This window comes from Bradyrhizobium sp. WCU1, assembly GCF_053474805.1.
Window position 1 is genome coordinate 326,607 of sequence record NZ_CM130280.1, and the last position, 20,937, is coordinate 347,543.

The 20,937-nt window shown below is 64.4% G+C and carries 21 protein-coding genes; 10 read left to right on the forward strand and 11 right to left on the reverse strand.

Going from position 1 to position 20,937, the window contains the following annotated elements:
- Positions 1-32: 32 nt before the first annotated feature.
- The 7 genes from eda to ACTUWL_RS01655 all read right to left on the reverse strand — a co-directional run bounded on the left by eda (position 33) and on the right by ACTUWL_RS01655 (position 7,167).
- Positions 33-683, reverse strand: coding sequence for a bifunctional 4-hydroxy-2-oxoglutarate aldolase/2-dehydro-3-deoxy-phosphogluconate aldolase (eda, locus tag ACTUWL_RS01625; RefSeq protein ID WP_021081079.1), 651 nt, complete (start codon positions 681-683; stop codon positions 33-35).
- Positions 680-1,636, reverse strand: coding sequence for a sugar kinase (locus ACTUWL_RS01630; RefSeq protein WP_021081080.1), 957 nt, complete (start codon positions 1,634-1,636; stop codon positions 680-682). Before ACTUWL_RS01630 ends, eda begins: the two co-directional genes overlap by 4 nt.
- A 24-nt stretch (positions 1,637-1,660) precedes the next feature.
- Positions 1,661-2,647 (reverse strand): D-erythronate dehydrogenase, encoded by a 987-nt coding sequence (denD, locus tag ACTUWL_RS01635; RefSeq protein ID WP_021081081.1) that lies wholly within the window; start codon positions 2,645-2,647, stop codon positions 1,661-1,663.
- Positions 2,648-2,692: 45 nt separating this feature from the next.
- A complete protein-coding gene (locus tag ACTUWL_RS01640; protein WP_021081082.1) occupies positions 2,693-3,598 on the reverse strand; it encodes a carbohydrate ABC transporter permease in 906 nt (301 codons plus the stop codon).
- Positions 3,591-4,550, reverse strand: a complete 960-nt coding sequence (locus tag ACTUWL_RS01645) for a carbohydrate ABC transporter permease (RefSeq protein ID WP_021081083.1) — start codon at positions 4,548-4,550, stop codon at positions 3,591-3,593. Before ACTUWL_RS01645 ends, ACTUWL_RS01640 begins: the two co-directional genes overlap by 8 nt.
- A 107-nt stretch (positions 4,551-4,657) precedes the next feature.
- Positions 4,658-5,980 (reverse strand): ABC transporter substrate-binding protein, encoded by a 1,323-nt coding sequence (locus ACTUWL_RS01650; RefSeq protein ID WP_021081084.1) that lies wholly within the window; start codon positions 5,978-5,980, stop codon positions 4,658-4,660.
- 119 nt (positions 5,981-6,099) lie between these two features.
- Positions 6,100-7,167, reverse strand: a complete 1,068-nt coding sequence (locus ACTUWL_RS01655) for an ABC transporter ATP-binding protein (RefSeq protein ID WP_021081085.1) — start codon at positions 7,165-7,167, stop codon at positions 6,100-6,102.
- 206 nt (positions 7,168-7,373) lie between these two features.
- Here ACTUWL_RS01655 and ACTUWL_RS01660 point away from each other — a divergent pair, with 206 nt between their 5' ends.
- From ACTUWL_RS01660 to ACTUWL_RS01675, 4 genes are all read left to right on the forward strand, one after another.
- Complete coding sequence (locus ACTUWL_RS01660; RefSeq protein ID WP_021081086.1) at positions 7,374-8,402, forward strand: HTH-type transcriptional regulator GntR; 1,029 nt, start codon at positions 7,374-7,376, stop codon at positions 8,400-8,402.
- A 211-nt stretch (positions 8,403-8,613) separates the two neighbouring features.
- Positions 8,614-10,452 (forward strand): IlvD/Edd family dehydratase, encoded by a 1,839-nt coding sequence (locus ACTUWL_RS01665; protein ID WP_021081087.1) that lies wholly within the window; start codon positions 8,614-8,616, stop codon positions 10,450-10,452.
- Positions 10,453-10,580: 128 nt separating this feature from the next.
- Entirely contained in the window at positions 10,581-11,312 is a 732-nt protein-coding gene (locus tag ACTUWL_RS01670) for an SDR family oxidoreductase (protein WP_021081088.1), read from the forward strand.
- A gap of 22 nt (positions 11,313-11,334) precedes the next feature.
- On the forward strand, positions 11,335-12,081 hold the full coding sequence (locus tag ACTUWL_RS01675; RefSeq protein WP_021081089.1) for an SDR family NAD(P)-dependent oxidoreductase: 747 nt from the start codon (positions 11,335-11,337) through the stop codon (positions 12,079-12,081).
- Here the strand turns inward: ACTUWL_RS01675 and ACTUWL_RS01680 are convergent.
- The gene (locus ACTUWL_RS01680; protein ID WP_021081090.1) at positions 12,078-12,941 is read right to left on the reverse strand and encodes a LysR substrate-binding domain-containing protein; all 864 of its coding nucleotides are present in this window, start codon (positions 12,939-12,941) and stop codon (positions 12,078-12,080) included. The two genes, ACTUWL_RS01675 and ACTUWL_RS01680, sit on opposite strands and share 4 nt — an antisense overlap.
- Before the next feature lie 93 nt (positions 12,942-13,034).
- On the opposite strand from ACTUWL_RS01680, the gene ACTUWL_RS01685 reads away from it, so the two are divergent.
- The 4 genes from ACTUWL_RS01685 to ACTUWL_RS01700 all read left to right on the forward strand — a co-directional run bounded on the left by ACTUWL_RS01685 (position 13,035) and on the right by ACTUWL_RS01700 (position 16,659).
- The gene (locus tag ACTUWL_RS01685; protein ID WP_021081091.1) at positions 13,035-13,949 is read left to right on the forward strand and encodes a DMT family transporter; all 915 of its coding nucleotides are present in this window, start codon (positions 13,035-13,037) and stop codon (positions 13,947-13,949) included.
- Positions 13,950-14,035: 86 nt separating this feature from the next.
- The gene (locus ACTUWL_RS01690; protein WP_021081092.1) at positions 14,036-14,716 is read left to right on the forward strand and encodes a site-2 protease family protein; all 681 of its coding nucleotides are present in this window, start codon (positions 14,036-14,038) and stop codon (positions 14,714-14,716) included.
- A gap of 102 nt (positions 14,717-14,818) precedes the next feature.
- Positions 14,819-15,226 (forward strand): hypothetical protein, encoded by a 408-nt coding sequence (locus ACTUWL_RS01695; protein ID WP_035652728.1) that lies wholly within the window; start codon positions 14,819-14,821, stop codon positions 15,224-15,226.
- Positions 15,227-15,423: 197 nt separating this feature from the next.
- A complete protein-coding gene (locus ACTUWL_RS01700; protein ID WP_106940452.1) occupies positions 15,424-16,659 on the forward strand; it encodes an ABC transporter substrate-binding protein in 1,236 nt (411 codons plus the stop codon).
- 27 nt (positions 16,660-16,686) lie between these two features.
- Here the strand turns inward: ACTUWL_RS01700 and ftrA are convergent, their stop codons facing one another.
- Complete coding sequence (ftrA, locus tag ACTUWL_RS01705) at positions 16,687-17,748, reverse strand: transcriptional regulator FtrA (protein WP_106940453.1); 1,062 nt, start codon at positions 17,746-17,748, stop codon at positions 16,687-16,689.
- Positions 17,749-17,824: 76 nt separating this feature from the next.
- On the opposite strand from ftrA, the gene ACTUWL_RS01710 reads away from it, so the two are divergent.
- Both ACTUWL_RS01710 and ACTUWL_RS01715 read left to right on the forward strand, forming a co-directional pair.
- A complete protein-coding gene (locus ACTUWL_RS01710; RefSeq protein WP_021082480.1) occupies positions 17,825-18,814 on the forward strand; it encodes a DMT family transporter in 990 nt (329 codons plus the stop codon).
- A 48-nt stretch (positions 18,815-18,862) separates the two neighbouring features.
- On the forward strand, positions 18,863-19,618 hold the full coding sequence (locus tag ACTUWL_RS01715) for an MBL fold metallo-hydrolase (RefSeq protein ID WP_021082481.1): 756 nt from the start codon (positions 18,863-18,865) through the stop codon (positions 19,616-19,618).
- A 47-nt stretch (positions 19,619-19,665) separates the two neighbouring features.
- Here the strand turns inward: ACTUWL_RS01715 and ACTUWL_RS01720 are convergent, their stop codons facing one another.
- Positions 19,666-20,460 carry a TonB family protein gene (locus tag ACTUWL_RS01720; protein WP_021082482.1) on the reverse strand — a complete coding sequence of 265 codons (795 nt, stop codon included), beginning with the start codon at positions 20,458-20,460 and terminating at the stop codon, positions 19,666-19,668.
- 12 nt (positions 20,461-20,472) lie between these two features.
- Positions 20,473-20,937 (reverse strand): TonB system transport protein ExbD, encoded by a 465-nt coding sequence (gene exbD, locus ACTUWL_RS01725; RefSeq protein WP_106940454.1) that lies wholly within the window; start codon positions 20,935-20,937, stop codon positions 20,473-20,475.

The following is a 20,937-nucleotide window of genomic DNA, read 5'->3' on the forward strand; positions in this document are numbered from 1 at the left end:
CTGTTCCTGTTCGGGAGTTATGTAGCGTATCTTCAGCCGGCTTTCAGCGTTTTCATCGCCTTGGCGCACATGGCGGTTATGCCCGCCCAGTTGCCGGCGCGGATATCGGCCGCCGGGCACAGCCAGGAGCCGCCGACCGCGAGCACGTTGGCCTCGGCAAGCCAGGTCGCCGCATTGGCCTCGCCAATGCCGCCGGTCGGGCAGACCCTGACATTCGGGAATGGACCGGCCAAGGCCCGCAGTGCCTTGATACCGCCGGCCTGCTCGGCCGGGAAGAATTTGACGACGTCGAAGCCGTGCGCCAGCGCCTGCATGAGCTCGGACGCGGTCGCGATCCCCGGCGCGAACGGCAGCCGGCTGGCAGCCACCGCCTTCAGCAGCTCGGGCGTCGCGCCCGGGCTGATGCCGAATTTGGCGCCGAGCGCCTCGGCGCGCGCCAGATCACCGGCATTGAGGATGGTGCCGATCCCGACCACCGCGTCGGGCACCTCGGCGATGATGGCTTTGGCCGCATCGGCCGCGACCGGCGTACGCAGCGTCACCTCGAGCGTGCGCACGCCGCCGGCGACCAGCGCCCTGGCGAGCGGGACGGCGTCCTCGACCCGCTCGATGGTCAGCACCGGGATCACGGTGGCCCGGCGGATCAGCTCGGCGATCTGGTCCTGCTTCGATGTCGTTGTCATTGCGAGGCCTTGCGGGATGGTGGGGGACGAGGCGCCTTCTTCGGCGGCATGGCGTAGCGTGGAATGATCGCGCCGGGATAGCACACCACGACACCGGCCAGACGATGACCGGCGCGCGCCGCCTCTGCGGGCTCGGCGCCACCGAGCCGCGCAGCAAGGTAGGCTGCGGCAAAACTGTCGCCGGCCGCCGTGGTGTCAACCACCGGCTTGATGAGCGGCTCCGCCCTCACCTCGGTCGTCCCGGTAGCGGAGCGCACGATGCAGGCGGGCTCGGCAAGCTTGAGCACCACCTCGGGGCTCGAAATGCCGGCGAGCAGCGCCGTGTTGCTCTCGCCGGGATAGAGCGGTGCGAGGTCTTCGGTCGACGCCAGCACGATATCGGCGGTGTCGAATGCGCTGCTGAAGACGCTTCGCGCGACGCCCAGGTCCGGCCAGCCGCGGGCGCGGAAATTGGTGTCGAATGCGAAACGCGTGCCCAGGAGCCGCGCCCGCTTCAGCGCAGCCATCAGCCGCTCGCGCCCGTCCTCGCGCAGGATCGAGAGCGTGATCGCGGAGAGATAGACGATATCGTAGGTCGCGAGCGAGTTCAGGATGTCGTCCGTCTCCGGAAGGTCCATCAGCTCACGGGCGGCGGCGCTATCGCGCCAGTGGAAGAAGCGCCGCTCGCCCTTGTCGTCGGTCTGGATCAGATAGAGCCCGGGCAGCTTGCCTGCCAATCGCGCGACATGCTTGGTGCCGATGCCTTCCGCCGCCCAGCCGGCGATCATCTCATCACTGAGCCCGTCGTCGCCGAGCGCCGTGATATAGTCGATGTGGACGCCGAGCCGCGACAGATAGACCGCGGTGTTCAGCGTGTCGCCGCCATAGGAGCGCGAATACAGCCCGCCGGGCTGGCCGCCCGTCGCCTGACGCAGCTCGATCATGCATTCGCCGATGCTGGCAACCCTGGTCATAGCAAGACCCGTGCGCCTGCGGAGCTAAGCAGCAAACTTGCCGCCGAGCTCGTCCTCGATGTGGATGCGGATGATGTCGTCGAAGGTCTTCTCGGCGGTGGTGAAGCCGAGCTTCAGCGCGCGCTCGGTGGCGAAATCGCGCGGCCAGCCAGAGACGATGCTGATGATGGTCGGATCGGGCACCCGCTTGATCCGCGCGGTGACGTTCTTGCCGGCCACCCGCTCCAGCGCTGCGATCTGCTCGCCGACGGAGACGGACATCCCGGGCATGCTGAGATTGCGCCGCGGTCCCATCGCGTTGAGGTCCATGGTGCCGGCATGGACCAGGAATCCGACCGCCGATTTCGGCGAGGCGTGCCAGTGCCGAACGTCCTCGGACACCGGCAGGACCGCCTCCTCGCCCGCCAGCGGTTCGCGGATGATGTTGGAGAAGAAGCCGGACGCCGCCTTGTTCGGCTTGCCCGGGCGCACGCAGATCGTCGGCAGGCGGATGGATATCCCGTCGAGCAGACCCTTGCGGGTATAGTCGTTGATCAGGAGCTCGCAGATCGACTTCTGCGTGCCATAGCTGGTCAGCGGCGTGTGAAAGAACTCGTCGCCGATCTTCTCAGGGAACGGGGCGCCGAACACCGCGATCGAGGAGGTGAACACCAGCCGCGGCTTATAGCCGCCGCCGACGGCGCGGATCGCGTCGATCAGGTAGCGGGTGCCGTCGAGATTGATCCGGTAGCCCTTGTCGAACTCCGCCTCCGCCTCGCCCGAGACGATCGCGGCGAGATGGAAGATCACGTCGGGGCGCTCGGCGATCAGCGGCGCAGCAGCGCCGGCATTAGCGAAGTCGGATGCGACGACATTGACCGGGATCGCGGCATTCGCGGGCTTGGCCGGCGCGACCACGTCCTGCAAGGTCATCTTGCTGATGTCCTGCTTGCCGAGACGGCCCTCACGCAGCAGGCGTTCGGTGAGCTTGCGACCGACCATGCCGGCGGCACCCAGGATCAGAATGTGCACGACGCGTCTCCTTTTCTTGTTCTTCCACGGTCCAGAGTGGGCGCGTTATTCCTTCACGGCGCCCGTCATGGCCGACACATAATGCTCAACGAAGAACGCGTAAAGAATAACCAGCGGCAACGAGCCGACCAGCGCTCCGGCCATCAACGAGCCCCATTTGTAGATGTCGCCATCGACGAACTCGTTGACGATCGCGACCGGAACCGTCTTGTTCGGTGTCGATTGCAGGAATGTCAGCGCATAGATGAACTCGTTCCAGCATAGCGTGAACGAGAATATGAAAGCGGAGATCAGGCCCGGGATCGCCAACGGCACGATGATCTTGACCAGGATCTGCCAGCGCGACGCGCCGTCGATCAATGCGCACTCTTCCAGCTCATAGGGGATGGTCTTGAAGTAACCCATCAGGAGCCAGGTCGAGAACGGGATCAGCAGCGTCGGATAGACCAGGATCAACGACAGCGGCGAATCGAACAGCCCGTAGGCCTGGATCACCGACGCCAGCGGGATGAACAGGATCGATGGCGGCACCAGATAAGCGAAGAAGATCAGGACACCAACGGCCTCCGCACCCTTGAAGCGCAGCCGCGTGATCGCGTAGGCCGACAGCACGCTGGCGACGATGGAAAGGAAGGTCGCGCCGACAGCGACATACATCGTGTTCCAAAGCCAGCGCGGATACTGGGTTTCGAACAGCAGCTTGCTGATGTGCTTGAAGGTCGGATGGATCACCCAGAACGGGTTGAACTTGTCCATGTCGATGAGCTGCTCGTCCGGCTTGATCGACGTCAGCACCATCCAATAGAACGGGAACAGCAGCACCACGAGGATGATGAACAGCGGCAAATAGAGCGTAACGAGGCGTCGCGGCAGCGACTCCAGATAGTTCATGCCTTCGGTGGCATCGCCGGTGTTGGTCACGGCCTTCGATTGCAAGGTTGAATCAGTCATTGCTCGATCCTTGCTGCCATTTGCGGCGCTGCATTCCGAACCAGGAGATGGCGATGGCCGCCACCAGGAAGGGAATCATCGCGGTGGCGATCGCGGCGCCCTCGCCGAGCCGCCCGCTGATGATGCCGCGTTGATAGCTCAGCGTCGCCATCAGATGCGTGGCGTTGACCGGGCCGCCGCGGGTCAATGCCCAGATCAACTGGAAATCGGTGAAGGTGAATAGCACCGAGAAGGTCATCACCACGGCGATGATCGGGGTCAGCAGCGGATAAGTGATGAAGCGAAAGCGCTGCCAGCCGGTGGCACCGTCGAGCGTGGCGGCCTCATAAAGCGATGGCGAGACCGTCTGCAGGCCGGCCAGCAGCGTGATCGCGACAAACGGAACGCCACGCCAGACGTTGGCGAAGATCACGCTCGCCCGCGCCCACTCCGTGTCGCCGAGGAAGTTGATGTTGCTGTGGATCAGTCCGAGCTTGATCAGCGACCAAGAGATGATCGAGAACTGCGAATCGTAGATCCACCAGAACGCGATCGCCGACAGCACGGTCGGCACGATGAACGGGATCAGCACGATCGAGCGGATCACCGCCTTGAACGGCATGTGCCGGTTCAACAGCAGCGCGAGATAGAGTCCGATCGCGAATTTGATGGCGCTTGCGATCAGCGTGTAAAGCAGGGTGTTGAACACCGACAGCCAGAAGATCGAGTCGTCCCACAGCCACTGGTAATTCTCGACACCGATAAAGGCTCCGGCGCGCCCGATGCGCTCGTCGGTGAAGCTCATCCAGACGCCAAGGCCGAGAGGATAAGCCAGGAACAGGATCAGGAATGCCGCCGTCGGCAGCATGAACCAGAACGCCGCCCAATTGCGGTTTCCCTTGAGCCGCGACCATGCCGACGGCTCACCCGTTGCGGCAGCGCGCGCCGGCATTGATGTCTGGACAGTGCTCATTCGCTCTCAACTCCAAACCGGACAGCGACACCCGGCCAATCCAGACCGGGTGTCGCTTCCGTTTGCTGCAATTCCGATCACCGGCGCTTTGCAGCGCCGGCCGTCGCTCAGCGGAAGATACGCTTGGCCGCGCGCTCGGCCGAAGCCATCGCGGTCTTCACATCCTCGCGACCGGTGCAATAGTTCGCAAACATGTCGACCACGACGAAATCGGCGATCGCAGCCGCGGCGTTCTCGCTCATCTGCGCCTCGCCTGCCGGGGTCGACGCGGTCTGCGCCACGCTTTGATACGGCGTCGTCTTCGGATCCGCGGTCCAGACCGGGTTCTTGTCGTAGCCGAGCAGGAAGTGCGACAGGTAACCCTGCGCCGCCTCGATCCACGGATTGAACTGATCCGGCTCCAGCATAAAGGCCGTGAACGCCTTGCAGGTCTGCGGATATTTCGAGAAACTGAAGATCAGGATCGGGAAGCCGAGATGCAACTCGCGCGTCTTACCGTCGAGCCCGGCCGGCAGATGGGCGTGGTTCATGTCCTCGGCGATCTGCGGATTTTCCTTCTTCGCCGTGACATAGATTGAAATGCCGTTGACGGTCAGATGCAGCTGCCCGGCCAGGAACGCTTTGTTGTTGGAGCTGTCGTTCCATGACGCGGTGCCCGGCACGAAATTGTCGTAAAGGCCCTTGACGTATTCGAGCGACTTCGCTGTCTCCGGCGAGTTGACGACGACCTTGTTGTCCTTGTCGATCAGCTTGCCGCCATGCGCCCAGAGCGCCCAGTGCAGCCAGCCATTGGCGTCGCCCGAGGCGTGGCCGAGCGCCATGCCGGCCGGGGTACCGTTCTTGTTCATGCCCTTCACCAGATCGGCAAAGCCGGCGAGGTCCTTCGGGAATTCCTTGTGGCCGGCCTTCTCCATGGCCGCGACCCGATAGTTGACGAGGCCGCCGGTGGCCGCGACCGGAATGCCGATCCACTTGCCGTTCAGCATGCCGTACGCCTTGCCGGAATCGGCCCAGCCGCCGCACTTCTTGCCGAGATAGTCGGCGACGTCGGTGACGTCGACGCACTTGCTCGGGAACAGGAAGGGCAGCGAATAGAGGCCCCAGACCATGTCGAGGCCCTGCCCCGTATTGGCCGCCACCGAGGCCTTCGGCTGGATGTCGTCGTAGGATTCGTTGGAGACGTTGATCGTGACGTTGTTGGCCTTCTGGAACGCGTCGACGATCTTCATGAAGGCCACGTCCTCGGCTTCCACGAAGCGCTTCCAGCGCAGCAGGTTGATCTTGGCGCCCGGCTCCGGCTTCCACTGCGAAGTCTGCGCCCAGGCCTTGGCATAGCCGAGCAGCTGATCGCTCGACATCGTCGCCGCGGCAGCCAGCATGGTCGCACCGCCCTTGAGCAGCGAACGGCGGTCCGTACTAAAAATCGACATTGGCAATTTTCTCCCGTTTTTTGGTTGTCGTTTCAGACGTCGCATGCCCCGCCGAAAAACGGCAGGCCGATAGTCTCGTCACCAGGATGCGCTGACGCTGCGTGCTGGCGCGGCATCGCTCAGCTGTTCAGCCGCTTGCCGGTACCATCGTCGAACAGATGGACCAGCGCCGGATCCGGCTTGAGCCGGACCTTGTCGCCGGGATTGAACAGATGGCGCTCGCGGAACACCGCGACGACCTGCTCGCCGCCGAGCTTGGCGAACACCTGCGTCTCCGATCCGGTCGGCTCGACCACCACGATCTCTGCCTCGGCGCCGTCATCGGCGATGGTGAAATGCTCGGGCCGAACGCCGTACACCGCCGGCTTGCCGTCGGAATTGGCCGGCGCGGATTTCAGCGGCAGCTTGACGCCGTTCGGTCCCTCGAAATAGGCGGCGCCGTTGACCTTGACATTGCCCTTGAGGAAGTTCATTGCCGGCGAGCCGATGAAACCGGCCACGAACTGGTTCGCGGGCCTGTCGTAGAGCTCGAGCGGCGAGCCCATCTGCTCGACGATGCCGTCATGCATCACCACGATTTTGTCGGCCATGGTCATGGCCTCGATCTGGTCGTGGGTGACGTAGACCGTCGTGGTCTTCAGCCGCTGGTGCAGTTCCTTGATCTCGGTGCGCATCGCGACGCGCAGCTTGGCGTCGAGGTTCGACAGCGGCTCGTCGAACAGGAACACCTGCGGATCGCGCACGATGGCGCGGCCCATTGCAACACGCTGGCGCTGGCCGCCGGAGAGTTGCCGCGGATAGCGCTCAAGCAGCGGGGTCAAAGCGAGGATTTCCGCCGCGCGCTTGACGCCGGTCGAGATTTCCTCGGGCTTGGCGCCGCGCAGCTTCAACGAGAAGCCCATATTGTCGGCGACCGTCATGTGCGGATAAAGCGCGTAGTTCTGGAACACCATCGCAATGTCGCGCTCTTTGGGCTGGACATTGTTGACGACGCGATCGCCGATCGAGATCGTTCCTGAGGTGATGTTCTCGAGTCCCGCCAGCATGCGCAGCAGGGTCGACTTGCCGCAACCTGAAGGGCCGACCAGCACGACGAACTCGCCGTCCTCGATCGGGATCGACACGCCGTGCAGGACTTCAAAATTGCCGAACGACTTGCGCACGTCGCGAATCTGGACCGACGACATCCACTTCCCTCCCTCAAGTTACCGACGACGTACGACGAGTGCCGCCACCGCTCTGTTTTGTTCCGGCCACGCTGGGCGCGCGGCTCTGTTGGACTGACGATATTGTCCGCAGTTTATCCGGTTTTGGCAATCGTTGGATTAGCAATCGCTTGGTAGCGCTGTCAATATCGGTTTGTCTGCGACGAACGTCGTGATATGAGCGGCAAATGGCCCGAAAGCGCATCACGCCTGGCAAGATCCGGCTCGCCGAAGTCGCGAAGCTCGCCGGCGTCAGTCCGATTACGGCCTCGCGCTTCTTCAGGAATCCGGACGCGCTTTCGGCCGGCAAGCGCGCCCGGGTCGAGAGTGCGGCAAAAGAACTCGGTTACGTGCCCAATCTCGCGGCACGCGCGCTTGCGTCGCAGCGTACCGAGGTGATCGGTGTCCTGATCCCGTCGCTCACCAACAACGTGTTCGCCGACGTACTGCGCGGCATCTATGACGCGCTCGACGGCAGCCGCTACAGCATTCAGCTCGCCAACACCCGCTACAGCATCCTGCAGGAAGAGCGCCTGCTGCGTCTATTTCTGGCACAGAAGCCGGCTGGGCTGATCATTACCGGCATCAACCAGACCGCCGATTCCCACCGCGTCATGGAGGCCGTGGACTGCCCGATCGTGCAGATCATGGAGGTCGGCCCCTCGCCGATCGACATGATGATCGGATTCTCGCACTTTGACGCAGCAAAAGCTGCGATCGCCCACCTCCTTGCGCAGGGCTACCGGCGCATCGGCTTCCTCGGCGCGCGAATGGATCCGCGGGTGCAGCGGCGGCTCGACGGCTATCGCGCCGCGATGACGGACGCCGCGCTGTTCGATCCGCAGCTCATCGTCACCACGGCGATACCGACCTCGGTGACGCTGGGCGGGACGCTGTTTGCCGACCTGCTCGCCCAGGCACCCGACATCGACGCGGTGTTCTGCGTCAATGACGACTTGGCGCTCGGCGCGCTGTTCGAATGCAAGCGCCGCCACATGACGGTGCCGGAGCAGATGGCGATCGTCGGCTTCAACGACCTCGAATTCATGGCCTCGAGCGAGCCGACGCTGAGCAGCGTGCGCACCAATCGCTACGAAATGGGCAGAAACGCTGCCATGATGGTGCTGGAGACGCTGGAAGGCCGCCGCCCCACTGAGTCCGTCGTCGATCTCGGCTTCAGTGTCATGGAACGGCAAAGCTCGGCGCGACGCAGCTGACATCCACCCGATACCAGCCCGTCACAAGGACGCGAAAAATGACAAAATGATAGCGCAACCAAGCGCCTTCAACTAAGGTCCAATCCATCCATCGAAACACCTGTGCGTGATCGCCTGGGTTTGTAATGCCCGACGATTTGCGCAAGGTAGAACAACGTTGAACCAGAGCCCTTGAATGGGCCCAGCAAGATTTGCATTGCGGGAGAGACCAATGACAAAACCCCACACCAACGGGCACAGCGCCGCAGGCGAGACCACAAAGGGCAAGGGCCGCCGGCTCCGCTCGCAGGAATGGTTCGACAACCCGCACAATCCGGGCATGACCGCGCTCTATCTCGAGCGCTACCTCAATTACGGCCTGACCCGCGAGGAATTGCAGTCGGGCAAGCCTATCATCGGCATCGCACAGACCGGCAATGACCTGTCGCCCTGCAACCGGCATCACCTCGAGCTCGCCCACCGCGTTCGCGAGGGCATCCGCGCCACCGGCGGCATCGCGATGGAGTTTCCGACCCATCCGATCCAGGAGACCGGCAAGCGCCCGACCGCGGCGCTCGACCGCAACCTCGCCTATCTCGGCCTCGTCGAGATCCTGTTCGGCTATCCGCTCGATGGCGTGGTGCTGACCACCGGCTGCGACAAGACCACGCCGGCCTGCATGATGGCGGCTGCGACCGTGAACCTGCCGGCGATCGTGCTGTCGGGCGGCCCGATGCTGAATGGCTGGCACGAAGGCCAGCGCACCGGCTCCGGCACCGTGGTGTGGAAGGCGCGCGAGCGGCTCGCCGCGGGCGAGATCGACTATGAGCAGTTCCTCGAGATCGTGGCCTCCTCGGCGCCCTCGGTCGGCCACTGCAACACGATGGGCACCGCCTCCACGATGAACTCGCTGGCCGAGGCACTCGGCTTCTCGCTGCCGGGCTGCGCGGCGATCCCGGCGCCCTATCGCGAGCGTGGCCAGATCGCCTACGAGACCGGCAAGCGCATCGTCGACATGGTCTGGGAAGACCTCAAGCCGTCGGACTTCCTGACCCGCGAAGCGTTCGAGAACTGCATCGTGGTCAACTCCGCGATCGGCGGTTCGACCAACGCGCCGATCCACATCAATGCGCTGGCGCGCCATGTCGGCGTCGAGCTGTCGATCGACGACTGGCAGAAATACGGACATGACATTCCGCTGCTGGTGAACATGCAGCCGGCCGGCTTCTATCTCGGCGAGGAGTACCACCGCGCCGGCGGCGTACCGTCTGTCGTGCGCGAGCTGATCAAGCACAAGCGCATCCATGAAGGCGCCCTCACCGTCAACGGCCGCACCATGGGTGAGAATTGCAAGGAAGCGCCGCAGCCCGATGGCGACGTGATCTGGGGCTACGACAAGCCGCTGGTGAAGGACGCCGGCTTCATCGTGCTGCGCGGCAATCTGTTTGATTCCGCGATCATGAAGACCAGCGTGATCTCGAAGGAATTCCGCGACCGTTATCTGTCCAACCCGAAGGACCTCAACGCCTTCGAGGGCCGCGCCGTCGTGTTCGAGGGCCCGGAGGATTATCACGCGCGGATCGAGGATCCCGCGCTCGACATCGACGAGCACTGCATCCTGTTCATTCGCGGCACCGGCCCGATCGGCTATCCCGGCGGCGCCGAAGTGGTGAACATGCAGCCGCCGGCCGCGCTGATCAAACGCGGCATCCTGTCCCTGCCCTGCATCGGCGACGGCCGGCAGTCCGGCACCTCGGGCTCGCCCTCGATCCTCAACGCCTCGCCGGAGGCCGCCGCCGATGGCGGGCTCGCGATCCTGAGGAGCGGCGACAAGGTGCGCATCGACCTCAACAAGGGCAGCGCCAACATCATGACCTCGGAAGATGAGCTGCGCACCCGCCGCGCCGAGCTGAAGGCCAAGGGCGGCTTCCCGCACCCGGCCAACCAGACGCCGTGGCAGGAGCTCTACCGCCAGACCGTCGGCCAGCACGCCACCGGCGCCTGCCTCGAGCTCGCGACACGTTACCACGACATTGCCGGCAAGGTCGGCGTGGCGCGGGACAATCACTAGAGCATCACCGTCATTCCGGGGCAGCCCGCAGGGCTGACCCCGGAATCCATAACCACGATCGGGAGTATGGATTCCGGGCCCGCGCTGCGCGCGTCCCGGAATGACCCGAGAAACCGGGAGAGAGACAAATGTCAGACAGACTGAAGGGCAAACGCGCCGTGGTCACCGCCGCGGCGGCCGGCATCGGGCGCGCATGCGCGATCGCATTCGCGCGCGAAGGCGCGACCGTGATCGCCACCGACATCAATGAGAGCGGCATCGCCACGCTGGGCAAGGACGGCATCGCCGAGACCGCGCGGCTCGACGTTCGCAGCACGGCCGACGTCAACAGCTTCGCCAAGCGCGTTGGCAAGATCGACATCCTGCTCAATGCTGCTGGCTTCGTGCATCACGGCACCATTCTGGAGTGCTCCGACGAAGACTTCGACTTCTCGTTCGATCTCAACGTCAAATCCATGCACCGAACCATCAAGGCGTTTCTGCCTGCGATGCTGGCAGGCGGCGGCGGCAACATCGTCAACATTTCGTCCTGCGCGGCGTTGCGGCCGCCGGCCAATCGCTACGTCTACAGCGCGTCGAAGGCGGCGGTTTCGCTGCTCACGCGCGCGGTCGCGCTCGACTTCATCACCCAGGGCATCCGCTGCAACGCGATCTGTCCCGGCACCGTCGAGACGCCCTCGATGCTGGAGCGCGCGGCTGCCGCCGGCCCGGACGGACGCGAGAAGTTCGTCGCCCGCCAGAAGATGGGCCGGCTCGGCACCGCCGAGGAGATCGCAGCCATGGCGGTGTATCTTGCGAGTGACGAAGCCGCCTTCACCACCGGTGTCGACATGGTCGTCGACGGCGGCTTCATGCTCTGACAGGCACGCAAAGGCATTCAGCATGAACAAGATCGATCTCGACGGCCGCTGCGCCGTGGTCACCGGCGGTGCGCAGGGGTTCGGCCGCGCCATTACCGAGCGCTTCGTCGCATCCGGCGCCAAGGTCGCAATCTGGGATTTCGACCAGCCGCTGGCGGAGAAGACCGCGCGGGCGATCGGCGAGAACGTGATCGCGATCAAGACCGACGTCGCCGATCCCGCCGCGGTCGACGCCGCGCGCGATCAGACGCTCAGGGCATTCGGCAAGATCGACATCCTCGTCAACAACGCCGGCATCACCGGCGCCAACAAGCCGGTCTGGGAAACCGATCTCGACGACTGGCGCCGGGTGATGCGCATCAATCTCGAGGGTCCCTTCATCTGTTGCAAGGCGGTCGTGCCGACCATGATCGGCCAGAAGTACGGCCGCATCGTCAACATCGCCTCGATCGCCGGCAAGGAAGGCAATCCGAACGCCGCGCATTATTCGTCGTCGAAGGCCGGCCTGATCGCGCTGACCAAATCGCTCGGCAAGGAGCTCGCCCAGCACGACATCCTGGTCAACGCGGTGACGCCGGCTGCGGCGAAGACCGCGATCTTCGACCAGATGACGCAAGCGCATATCGACTTCATGCTGTCGAAGATTCCGAAAGCCCGCTTCGTCCAGGTCGAGGAGCTGGCCGCGATGGTGGCCTGGCTGGCATCGGAAGACTGCGCGTTCTCGACCGGCGCGGTGTTCGACATCTCCGGCGGCCGCGCGACGTACTAACTCGCGCGCTTCGCTTGCTGGCGGAGCGCGGCGACCAGGTGATCTGCCAATAGTGATGCCGCGCGCGACAGGTCTCGCGCGCGGTGCAGCCGGATCTCCGCACGCGGCAGTCGCGGCAAGCCGTCGCGCGACGTCAGGCGCCGCAGCGCAGGCGGAAACGTGCCCGACTTGACCACGGTCACCGCAAGGCCCTGTGCCGCAATCGCCTCGACCGCGGCCAGGCTGTGGCTGACAAAGGCGAGCCGCCACGGCCGGTCGGCCTCGTCGAGTGCCTGCATCGCCCAGGCCCTGAACAGGCAGCCCTGCGGATACAGCGCGACCGGCAGCGGATCGAGCTGCTCGACACGATGCGCCGCGCTGGCGGCCCACACCGCCTGCTCGGTGCGCAGCAACTCGCCCTCGCCGCGCCCCTCGGGGTGCATCGCGATCACGAGGTCGTAGGCTTCGCCGAGCCGGTCCGTCATCGACGACGTCAGCCCGGTCTCCATCTCGACATGGATCAGCGGATAGTTGGCGGTGAAATCCTTGAGCAGCGGCGGCACGATCAAGGTCCCGTAGTCGTCCATCACGCCAAGACGGACCCGCCCGTCGGTGCCGTGCGCGCGCACCCGGCCGATCGCCTCGGCGTTGAGGCTGAGAATCCGGCGGGCATAACCGAGCAGCCCTTCGCCGGCCGCACTGAGGTCGACGCTGGAGGTGCTGCGGTGAAACAGCTCGGCCTGCAGCCGTTCTTCCAGCCGCTTCACCTGCATGCTGACGGCGGATTGGGTCCGGTCCAGCGCCGATGCCGCGCGGGTGAAGGAGCGATGGTCCGCCACCGCGACAAAGGCCTGCAGGAGATCCGGGTCCAGGGTGCTCATAACGATATGTGATTTGCTCGATCAAATATATTCCATTCCATGATTATGCCCTCGTCCCTAGATTGCGCAAGCAAAACAGGGGGATCGAGCGGGATGGGCGAAATCTGGGGGGTGCTGGCTGCGGTGCTGTCGAGTGCGATCGGTGGAACCTCGATCGGGGCGACGCGGTTCCTGGTCGGCGCGATCGATCCGCTGGCGATCGGCGCATTCCGTTTCGGCATCGGCGTGCTGCTGCTGCTGCCGCTGGCGCTGCTGCATCGTGGAAGCTGGCCGCCGCGGCGCGACTGGCCCGGCGTCGCCGGCCTCGGCCTGCTGTTCTTCGCGGCGTTTCCGATCCTGTTCAACGCCTCGCTGATCTTCACGACCGCGGCGCGCGGCGCACTCGCGCTCTCGACCCTGCCGCTGCTGACCATGCTGGTCGGCGCGGCGCTCGGCATCGAGCCGCTCACCGCGCGCAAGACCGTAGGCGTCCTGGTCACGATCCTCGGCGTCGCGATGGCGCTGCTCTCCGGCCTCGCCACGGCACCACCGGATGCCTGGCGCGGCGATCTGTTGATGGTCGCGGCCGCGCTGTGCATGGCGCTCTACAGCATCTGGTCGAAACCCTTCATCCGTCGCTCCGGCCCGATCCCGTTCACGACGCTCGCCATGGCGGCTGGTGCAGTGGTCCTGATAACGGCCTCGCTGCTGCGCGGCAGCTTTGCGCCGGTCGCGGAGTTCGGCGCGCCGCAATGGTTCGGCGCGACCTATCTCGGTGCTTTCGGCGCGGCGCTGACTTTCTATCTGTGGGCGTTCGCGCTGGAACGGACGACGCCGACCCGGGTGGCGATCTCGGTCACCGTCAATCCGATTGCAGCCTCGCTGGTCGGCGCAGCCCTGCTCGGCGAGCCGCTGAGCTGGAATCTGATGGCCGGCATCGTCACCGTGTTCGCCGGAATCTGGATCGCGACCACCCAGCCGCAACGGGCACACGCGACCGGACCCGCGGTCGCACCCGACGCGCACTGATCTGCGGGCAACGCTCGCCAGCCAAGACTTCAGCAAATCCGTGCTAGCCTGACCTCGGGTCCCTGCGAATCCGAGGCGGCACGCCATTGAACATTTCGCTTTACGACGTCTCCGTCTGGGTGCTGCCGCTGGTCATCGCCATCACGTTTCATGAGGCGGCGCACGGCTTTGTCGCGCACCGGCTCGGCGACGACACCGCCTGGAAGCTCGGCCGGGTCAGCTTCAACCCGCTGAAGCATATCGACCCATTCGGCACGCTGATCCTGCCGGCGATGCTGCTGTTCGCGCATTCGCCGTTCCTGTTCGGCTACGCCAAGCCGGTGCCGGTGAATTTCCGCAAGCTCAACCATCCCAAGCTCGACATGGTCTGGGTGGCGCTGGCCGGCCCGGTCACCAACATCCTGCTGGCGATGGCAGCGGCGCTGGCATTCCACGCGCTGCCATTGGTTCCCGCAGATGCGGCAAAATGGACCGCGGACAATTTGAAAAACGCGTTCCTGATCAACATCGTGCTCGCGATCTTCAACATGATGCCGATCCCGCCGCTGGACGGCGGAAGGGTCGCGGTCGGGCTGCTGCCGCGACCGCTGGCGATCCCGCTCGCCCGGCTGGAGCCTTACGGCATGCTGATTCTGATCGGACTCTTGATCCTGCTGCCGGTGATCGGCAGGCAGATCGGCCTAAATCTTGATGTTATTTCAACGATACTGCGAACTCTGACCGGCTATGTAATCAACGCCCTTCTCCTCATCACCGGAAACACATAGCTTTGATTTGCGCATGACCCGATCGGAAAACCGGAACCCAATCTTCCCGGGCGTGCGCAGGGACAGGAACGCTTCGAGGCCATGGTGATCAAAGCTGCCGATATGCTGATTGCACGACGCGCCGACACCCGCGCGCGAGCTGACTTTGCAACCTGGAAGATGATGGCCAAGCTGAACGGCGCCTCCGCCCTGCCGCCTGAGGCGCAGAATTTCCTGGCGATCCACAAGAAGCTGCTGGAACAGATGAGCGACGCCGAGGCCAGCGAGGCGACGATCCAGGAGATGTATCGCACCTACTATGCGGAGATGGGCGGCGCCGGCAAGGCGCCGGAGGTCCCGGCGCGCACGCGCGAACCGGTCGCCGACACCGGCAACGTCACCGCGTTCCGCCGCCTGCCCGCCAAGAAGACGACCACCTCCGGCCCGAACGCCAAGCGTCCGATGCCGGTGGCGCTGATCTTCGCCTGTCTCGTCGTGGTTTACGTCGCGATCCGCTACTACTGGAAATAGCGCCGTCCACGCTTCATCTCATTCCGGGCTTTCTTGAGCGACACGCCGATGCCGCGGCATCGCGCCGCGCACATCCGGCCATCCAATCGCCGCGGCGTGGAATATCACGCGCGATCGATCGAACCCGCGCCCTAGGCGATGCGCCCGATGCCGGGCATAATGCGGAACCAAAAGAACAAAATCATACTGGAGGGAAGATGAAGCGTTCCATTGCAGCCTTGGCTACGACAGCCTTGGTCATGACCACGAGCCTGGTTTTCGCCGGCGGTGCGTCGGCGCAGACGATGGACAAGGTCGCCAAGGTCGGCGCCCTCGGCGACCAGTCCGGTCTCTATCAGGACATCGGCGGACCCGGCTCGACGGTGGCGGCGCAGATGGCCATCGAGGACTCCGGGTTGCTGGCGAAAGGCTGGAAGATCGACCTGATCTCGGCCGACCACCAGAACAAGCCCGATGTCGCCGTCAACATCGGCAAGCAATGGATCGACGTCGAGAAGGTCGACGTGTTCGTCGATCTCGCAGCCTCCAATGTCGGCCTCGCGATCGCCAACCTCGCCAAGGACAAGAACGTCGTCAATTTGAACTCGGGCTCCGCCTCGTCCGACCTCACGGGCACGCAATGCTCGCCGAACACGGTGCACTGGGTCTACGACACCTACATGCTCGCCAACGGCACCGGCAAGGCGCTGGTGAAATCCGGCGGCGACACCTGGTTCTTCCTCACCGCGGACTATGCGTTCGGCCAGGCGCTCGAGCGCGACACTTCGGCGGTCGTCACCGCGAATGGCGGCAAGGTGCTCGGCAGCGTCAAGCATCCGCTCAACAACGCGGACTTCTCGTCCTTCCTGCTGCAGGCACAGAGCTCGAAGGCCAAGATTGTCGGCCTTGCCAATGCCGGCGGCGACACCACCAACGCGATCAAGCAGGCCGCCGAATTCGGCATCGTCTCGGGCGGCCAGCGGCTTGCCGGCATGCTGCTGTTCATCACCGACATCAACGCGCTCGGCCTCAACGTTGCGCAGGGCCTGAACTTCACCGAGACATTCTACTGGGACATGAATGATCAGACCCGCGCCTTCACCAAACGCTTCATGGAGCGGTTCAAGAAGAACCCGCCGACCATGGTGCAGGCCGGCGTCTATTCGTCACTGATCCACTATTTCAAGGCATTGGAGGCGCTCGGCGGCAATCCGCATGACGGCCGCGCTGTCGTCGCCAAGATGAAGGAGTTGCCGACCGACGATCCCTTGTTCGGCAAGGGTTCGATCCGCGTCGACGGCCGCAAGATCCATCCCGCCTATCTGTTCGAGGTGAAGAAGCCATCGGAGTCGAAATATCCGTGGGACTATTACAAGCTGATGGCGACGATCCCGGCGGATGAAGCCTTCCTGCCGCTCGAGAAGAGTGCCTGCCCGCTGGTGAAGAAGAGCTGAGGCGCCGTCATCCCCGTACAGGGCGGGTCAGCTTCGCTGGCCTGCCCTGTGCGGCTGTCTTGCCTTGGGGGCGAAGTCCAGCCGATAGCGCATCGGACTGGTGTCGAGGCGGGTCCGAAAATGGTGGCGCAGCGCATCCGCCGTGCCGAAACCAACCGCGGTCGCGACGTCCTCGACCGACATGGCGGTGGCTTCCAGCAGATCTCGTGCCTGTGTCATGCGCTCCTGCAGCACCCATTCGCCCGGTGACATGCCGGTTGCCGCCTCGAAGCGCCGAATGAAGGTTCGCCGGCTCATGCGGGCCCTGCCCGCCAGGCTCTCGATCGTCAGGTCGCGATCCAGATTCCTCCGCATCCATGCGCAGAGCTCGGCGAGAGGATCGCCCTCGGCAAGGACCACCGGATTTGGAATGAACTGCGCCTGCCCGCCCTCGCGATGCGCTGGGATCACCAGGCGCCGCGCGACATCATTGGCGATCTCGGGCCCGAAATCCTTGCGCACGATATGGATGCAGAGATCGAGTCCGGCGGCCCGCCCGGCCGAACTCATGATGTCCCCGTCATCGACGTAGAGAACCCTGGCATCGACCCGCAGCGAAGGATGCCGGCGCACCAGCGGCTCGGCATGAGCCCAATGCGCCGCGACGCGTCGTCCCTCCAGCAGTCCGGCGCCGGCGAGCACGAACACGCCGGAACAGATCGATGCGATGCGGACGCCGCGCGCATGCGCACGGCGAAGCGCAGCGAGCACCGCCTCGGGCGGTGATGCCTCGATATCCTGCCAACCCGGCACGATGATCGTGCCCGCTTGCGACAGGAACGAGAAGTCGGCATCGGCGACGATCTTGACGCCGGCCCCGGCCGTGAGCGGCACCCCGGGCCGCTCCGCGCAAACCGCGACCCGGTACCAGTCCGGTCTCATGTTCGGCAAGCCAAACACCTCGAGCGCCATGCCGAGCTCGAAGGCATTGACGCCGTCATAGGCCAGCACCGCGACCACCCTGTCGCGGGAACGATCCCGCCGGGCCCCGCCATCACCTGCCGGCTTCGTATGTCGCGATCTTGGCACGATATTCACGATATATGTCATTCGTGCCAATGGTCAAGAACGGCTTCCCGCACGCATGGTCGAGCCTCGCAATCGAACCGACATGCCTGGAGAAATCATGACCAACACTGCAACGTCGTCGCCGGGACCGTCGGCGTCCTCCCTCGAACACGGGAAGCACCGGGCCGCGCAAGGCGTGTATCTCAAGGGGACCTTGTATTGCCTCGCAGCGTCAGTCTCGTTCGGGTTGATGTTTCCCGTGATGGCAAGTGCGCTCACCCGCGTCGATCCCTTCACCTTCACATCCCTGCGTTATCTGATCGCGGCGGCCGTCTCGCTCGTGCTGCTCAGGATCACGGAGGGGCCAAATGCGCTGGACCTGCAAGGCGAGCCGATCGCGCTCGCCTGGCTGCTGGGCTCGGTCGGGTTCGCCGGCTTCGGCTTCCTGGTGTTTCTCGGCCAGCAACTGGCTGGACGCGACGGAGCGTTGACGACATCGATCATGGCCGCCACGCAGCCGTTGCTCGGCATCCTCATCATCTCAGTGGTCCGCCGGGTTCTTCCGCCGCTCGTGACGATGCTGCTGGTGCTGCTGTCGTTCGGCGGCGTCGCGCTCGTCATCACCAAGGGAGACGTCGGCGGGCTGCTGCGCGAACCGCAGAACTATTCGGCCAACGCGCTGATCGTGCTCGGAATGATCTTTTGGCTGATTTACACCTTCAGCGCGGCGCGCTTCGCAAGATGGTCGGCGCTCAAATACACCACCATGACGATGTCGCTCGGCCTGACCACGATCGTCGCGATCAACGCGATCCTCGCCCTGACGCGGGTGATCGCGCTGCCGGGCCCCGCCGATCTGCTCTTCATTGTTCCGCACCTGCTCTACATGAGCCTGATTGCCAGTGTCGTCGGCGTGCTGTGCTGGAATCTCGGCAACAAGATCCTGACGCCGCTCAACGGCGTGCTCTTCATGGACGTCGTGCCGATCACCGCATTCACCGTCTCGGCGATCGCCGGCGTCGTCCCGACGCGGATCCAGATCGCAGGCGCATGCATGACCGGCGTCGCCTTGATCCTGAACAATCTCTACCTGCGGCTCCGCGCGTGACGAAGTCGCCGGATTTGCGCAGCGATCGAACCCCGAAGGAGACGCTCAATGAGACTGCAACTGGTGCGTAACGCGACGTTGAAGCTCAGGGTCGCTGACCGGACGATACTGGTCGATCCCTTCCTTGCACCGAAGCACAGCCGGCCGTCGATCGGCGGGCGGTCACTCAATCCGCTGGTGGATCTGCCGATCCCCATCGACGACATCCTGGATGGCGTCGAGCTTGTCATCGTTTCGCACCTGCATTCCGATCATTTCGATCCCCTCGCCAAATCCTTGGTGCCGAAGCATCTGCCGCTGGTCTGCCAGCCCGGCGACGAGGACAAGATCCGATCGTTTGGGTTCGAGGACGTCATACCACTCGCAGACCGGATCGATTGGCGCGGCATCAGGCTGCTGCGGCGCGACGCCCGTCACGGCAATGGTCCGGTCGTCGAGAAGATGGGTTCGGTCATCGGCTTCAGCCTGGAAGCGCCTGGCGAGCCGACCCTGTACTGGTCGGGCGACACGGTCCTCTATCCGGCGGTCGAGGAAACGATCAGAAGCACCGCGCCCGATATCATTGTCATCCATCCTTGCGGCGCATTGTGGGAAGGCGATCCGATCGCGATGGATGCCGAGCAGGCGGTTGCCGTATGCGAGGCGGCTCCCCACGCCATCGTCGTCGCAACGCATCTCGATGCACTCGATCATGCGACCGTCAGTCGCGCCGATCTCCGGCAATACGCTCGATCACGCGGCATTCCGGCTGCCCGGTTGCGTATTCCCGACGACGGCGAGGTGCTCGCGTTCGATCGGTTCTGACCCGCGTACGAGATCCCCGGCTACCGCTGGTCGCGCGCCTTGGCTGGCTACTTCTTCGGCTTGCTGAACTTGAAGTCGAGGCTGAAGGAGAACTGATCGTCGCGCAGGTCCGCCGGCGGCGGTGGCACCGGATTGGAACGATGCACCGTCGAGACCGCCGCGTCGTCATAGGCGGCATCACCCGATGATTCCATCACGGCAACGGACAACACCTTGCCAACGCGGTTGATCACAAGGGCCAACTTCACCTTGGCATCCTTGGACCTGTTCTCCGGGAACTTCTTGTGCAGGTCGAAATAGGCGCTGATCTTCTTGCCCCATTTGGCCGTCAGCGCGAACTTGTCCTTGCCGATCCCGGGATTGGGCGCCTTGGTGGTCTCCGACTGACGCGTCGCGTCTTCTAGCTTGGTGGGCGATTGGTCGATGTGCTTCTCGGCGGCTTCGCTCGTCTCGGTCTGAACCTTGGCGACCTGCGCCTCGTCCTCCTTCGGCTTCTTGCTGTTGTCTTCCGTGACGAGGCGGTCGGCGTCCTCAGTCTCGGTCGGCTTGGCCTGCGGAAGGTCGGTCTCCTTGACCTCCGCCTTCTGCTGGGTCATTTCCGGCGACGCTTCCTGCGCTCGGTCCTCCGGTCCAGGGGGCGCCGGATTATCCTCGTCCGTCGCGGAGGCAAGCTCGACCGCGTACTCCGCGCCGGCGGCGCCAAGTCCCTCGTCGCCGTCATCGCTGCGCAAATTCGCCAGCGCCAGCGCCGCACCGCCGAGGTGCAGCCCGACCGCCGTCACCGCGGCGATCACCCAGAGCCGCTTCGACGTCCGCAGATCGAGATCGGGATTGGTGGACATCTCTGCTCGCCGTCAGGGTTTGGCCGGCTCGGCCTGCTGGGCCGCGGGCGCGCCCGGTACGCCCTCGAGCGTGACCAGCTTCACATGCGTGTAGCCGCCGGCGCGCAACAATTCCATGACGCCCATCAGCTCGCCATAGGGCACCATGCGATCGGCGCGAAGGAACACGTATTTGTCCCGGTTCATGTCGGGCACCGCATCCAGCGAATTGATCAGGTCGGCCCGCTTCACCGCGTTCTCCCCGATCGCTAGCGTCAGGTCCGGCTTGATGCTGAGATAGGTCGGTTTGTCAGGCTTCTTCTGCGGCGTCGCGCTGGAGGTCGGCAGATCGATCGGCAGATCGACGGTCGAGAGCGGAGCCGCCACCATGAAGATGATCAGCAGCACCAGCATCACGTCGATGAACGGCGTGACGTTGATCTCGTGGGATTCCGCGAAATCGTCGTCGCCGTCGTTCTCTGAGATCGAGACTGCCAT

Bases quoted from the DNA above. Each gene is read 5' to 3' on its own strand.
- eda (WP_021081079.1), bottom strand. From the start codon at position 683: ATGACAACGACATCGAAGCAGGACCAGATCGCCGAGCTGATCCGCCGG.
- ACTUWL_RS01630 (WP_021081080.1), bottom strand. From the start codon at position 1,636: ATGACCAGGGTTGCCAGCATCGGCGAATGCATGATCGAGCTGCGTCAG.
- ACTUWL_RS01640 (WP_021081082.1), bottom strand. From the start codon at position 3,598: ATGACTGATTCAACCTTGCAATCGAAGGCCGTGACCAACACCGGCGAT.
- ACTUWL_RS01645 (WP_021081083.1), bottom strand. From the start codon at position 4,550: ATGAGCACTGTCCAGACATCAATGCCGGCGCGCGCTGCCGCAACGGGT.
- ACTUWL_RS01650 (WP_021081084.1), bottom strand. From the start codon at position 5,980: ATGTCGATTTTTAGTACGGACCGCCGTTCGCTGCTCAAGGGCGGTGCG.
- ACTUWL_RS01655 (WP_021081085.1), bottom strand. From the start codon at position 7,167: ATGTCGTCGGTCCAGATTCGCGACGTGCGCAAGTCGTTCGGCAATTTT.
- ACTUWL_RS01660 (WP_021081086.1), top strand. From the start codon at position 7,374: ATGGCCCGAAAGCGCATCACGCCTGGCAAGATCCGGCTCGCCGAAGTC.
- ACTUWL_RS01665 (WP_021081087.1), top strand. From the start codon at position 8,614: ATGACAAAACCCCACACCAACGGGCACAGCGCCGCAGGCGAGACCACA.
- ACTUWL_RS01670 (WP_021081088.1), top strand. From the start codon at position 10,581: ATGTCAGACAGACTGAAGGGCAAACGCGCCGTGGTCACCGCCGCGGCG.
- ACTUWL_RS01675 (WP_021081089.1), top strand. From the start codon at position 11,335: ATGAACAAGATCGATCTCGACGGCCGCTGCGCCGTGGTCACCGGCGGT.
- ACTUWL_RS01680 (WP_021081090.1), bottom strand. From the start codon at position 12,941: ATGAGCACCCTGGACCCGGATCTCCTGCAGGCCTTTGTCGCGGTGGCG.
- ACTUWL_RS01685 (WP_021081091.1), top strand. From the start codon at position 13,035: ATGGGCGAAATCTGGGGGGTGCTGGCTGCGGTGCTGTCGAGTGCGATC.
- ACTUWL_RS01695 (WP_035652728.1), top strand. From the start codon at position 14,819: ATGCTGATTGCACGACGCGCCGACACCCGCGCGCGAGCTGACTTTGCA.
- ACTUWL_RS01700 (WP_106940452.1), top strand. From the start codon at position 15,424: ATGAAGCGTTCCATTGCAGCCTTGGCTACGACAGCCTTGGTCATGACC.
- ftrA (WP_106940453.1), bottom strand. From the start codon at position 17,748: ATGACATATATCGTGAATATCGTGCCAAGATCGCGACATACGAAGCCG.
- ACTUWL_RS01710 (WP_021082480.1), top strand. From the start codon at position 17,825: ATGACCAACACTGCAACGTCGTCGCCGGGACCGTCGGCGTCCTCCCTC.
- ACTUWL_RS01715 (WP_021082481.1), top strand. From the start codon at position 18,863: ATGAGACTGCAACTGGTGCGTAACGCGACGTTGAAGCTCAGGGTCGCT.
- ACTUWL_RS01720 (WP_021082482.1), bottom strand. From the start codon at position 20,460: ATGTCCACCAATCCCGATCTCGATCTGCGGACGTCGAAGCGGCTCTGG.
- exbD (WP_106940454.1), bottom strand. From the start codon at position 20,937: ATGGCAGTCTCGATCTCAGAGAACGACGGCGACGACGATTTCGCGGAA.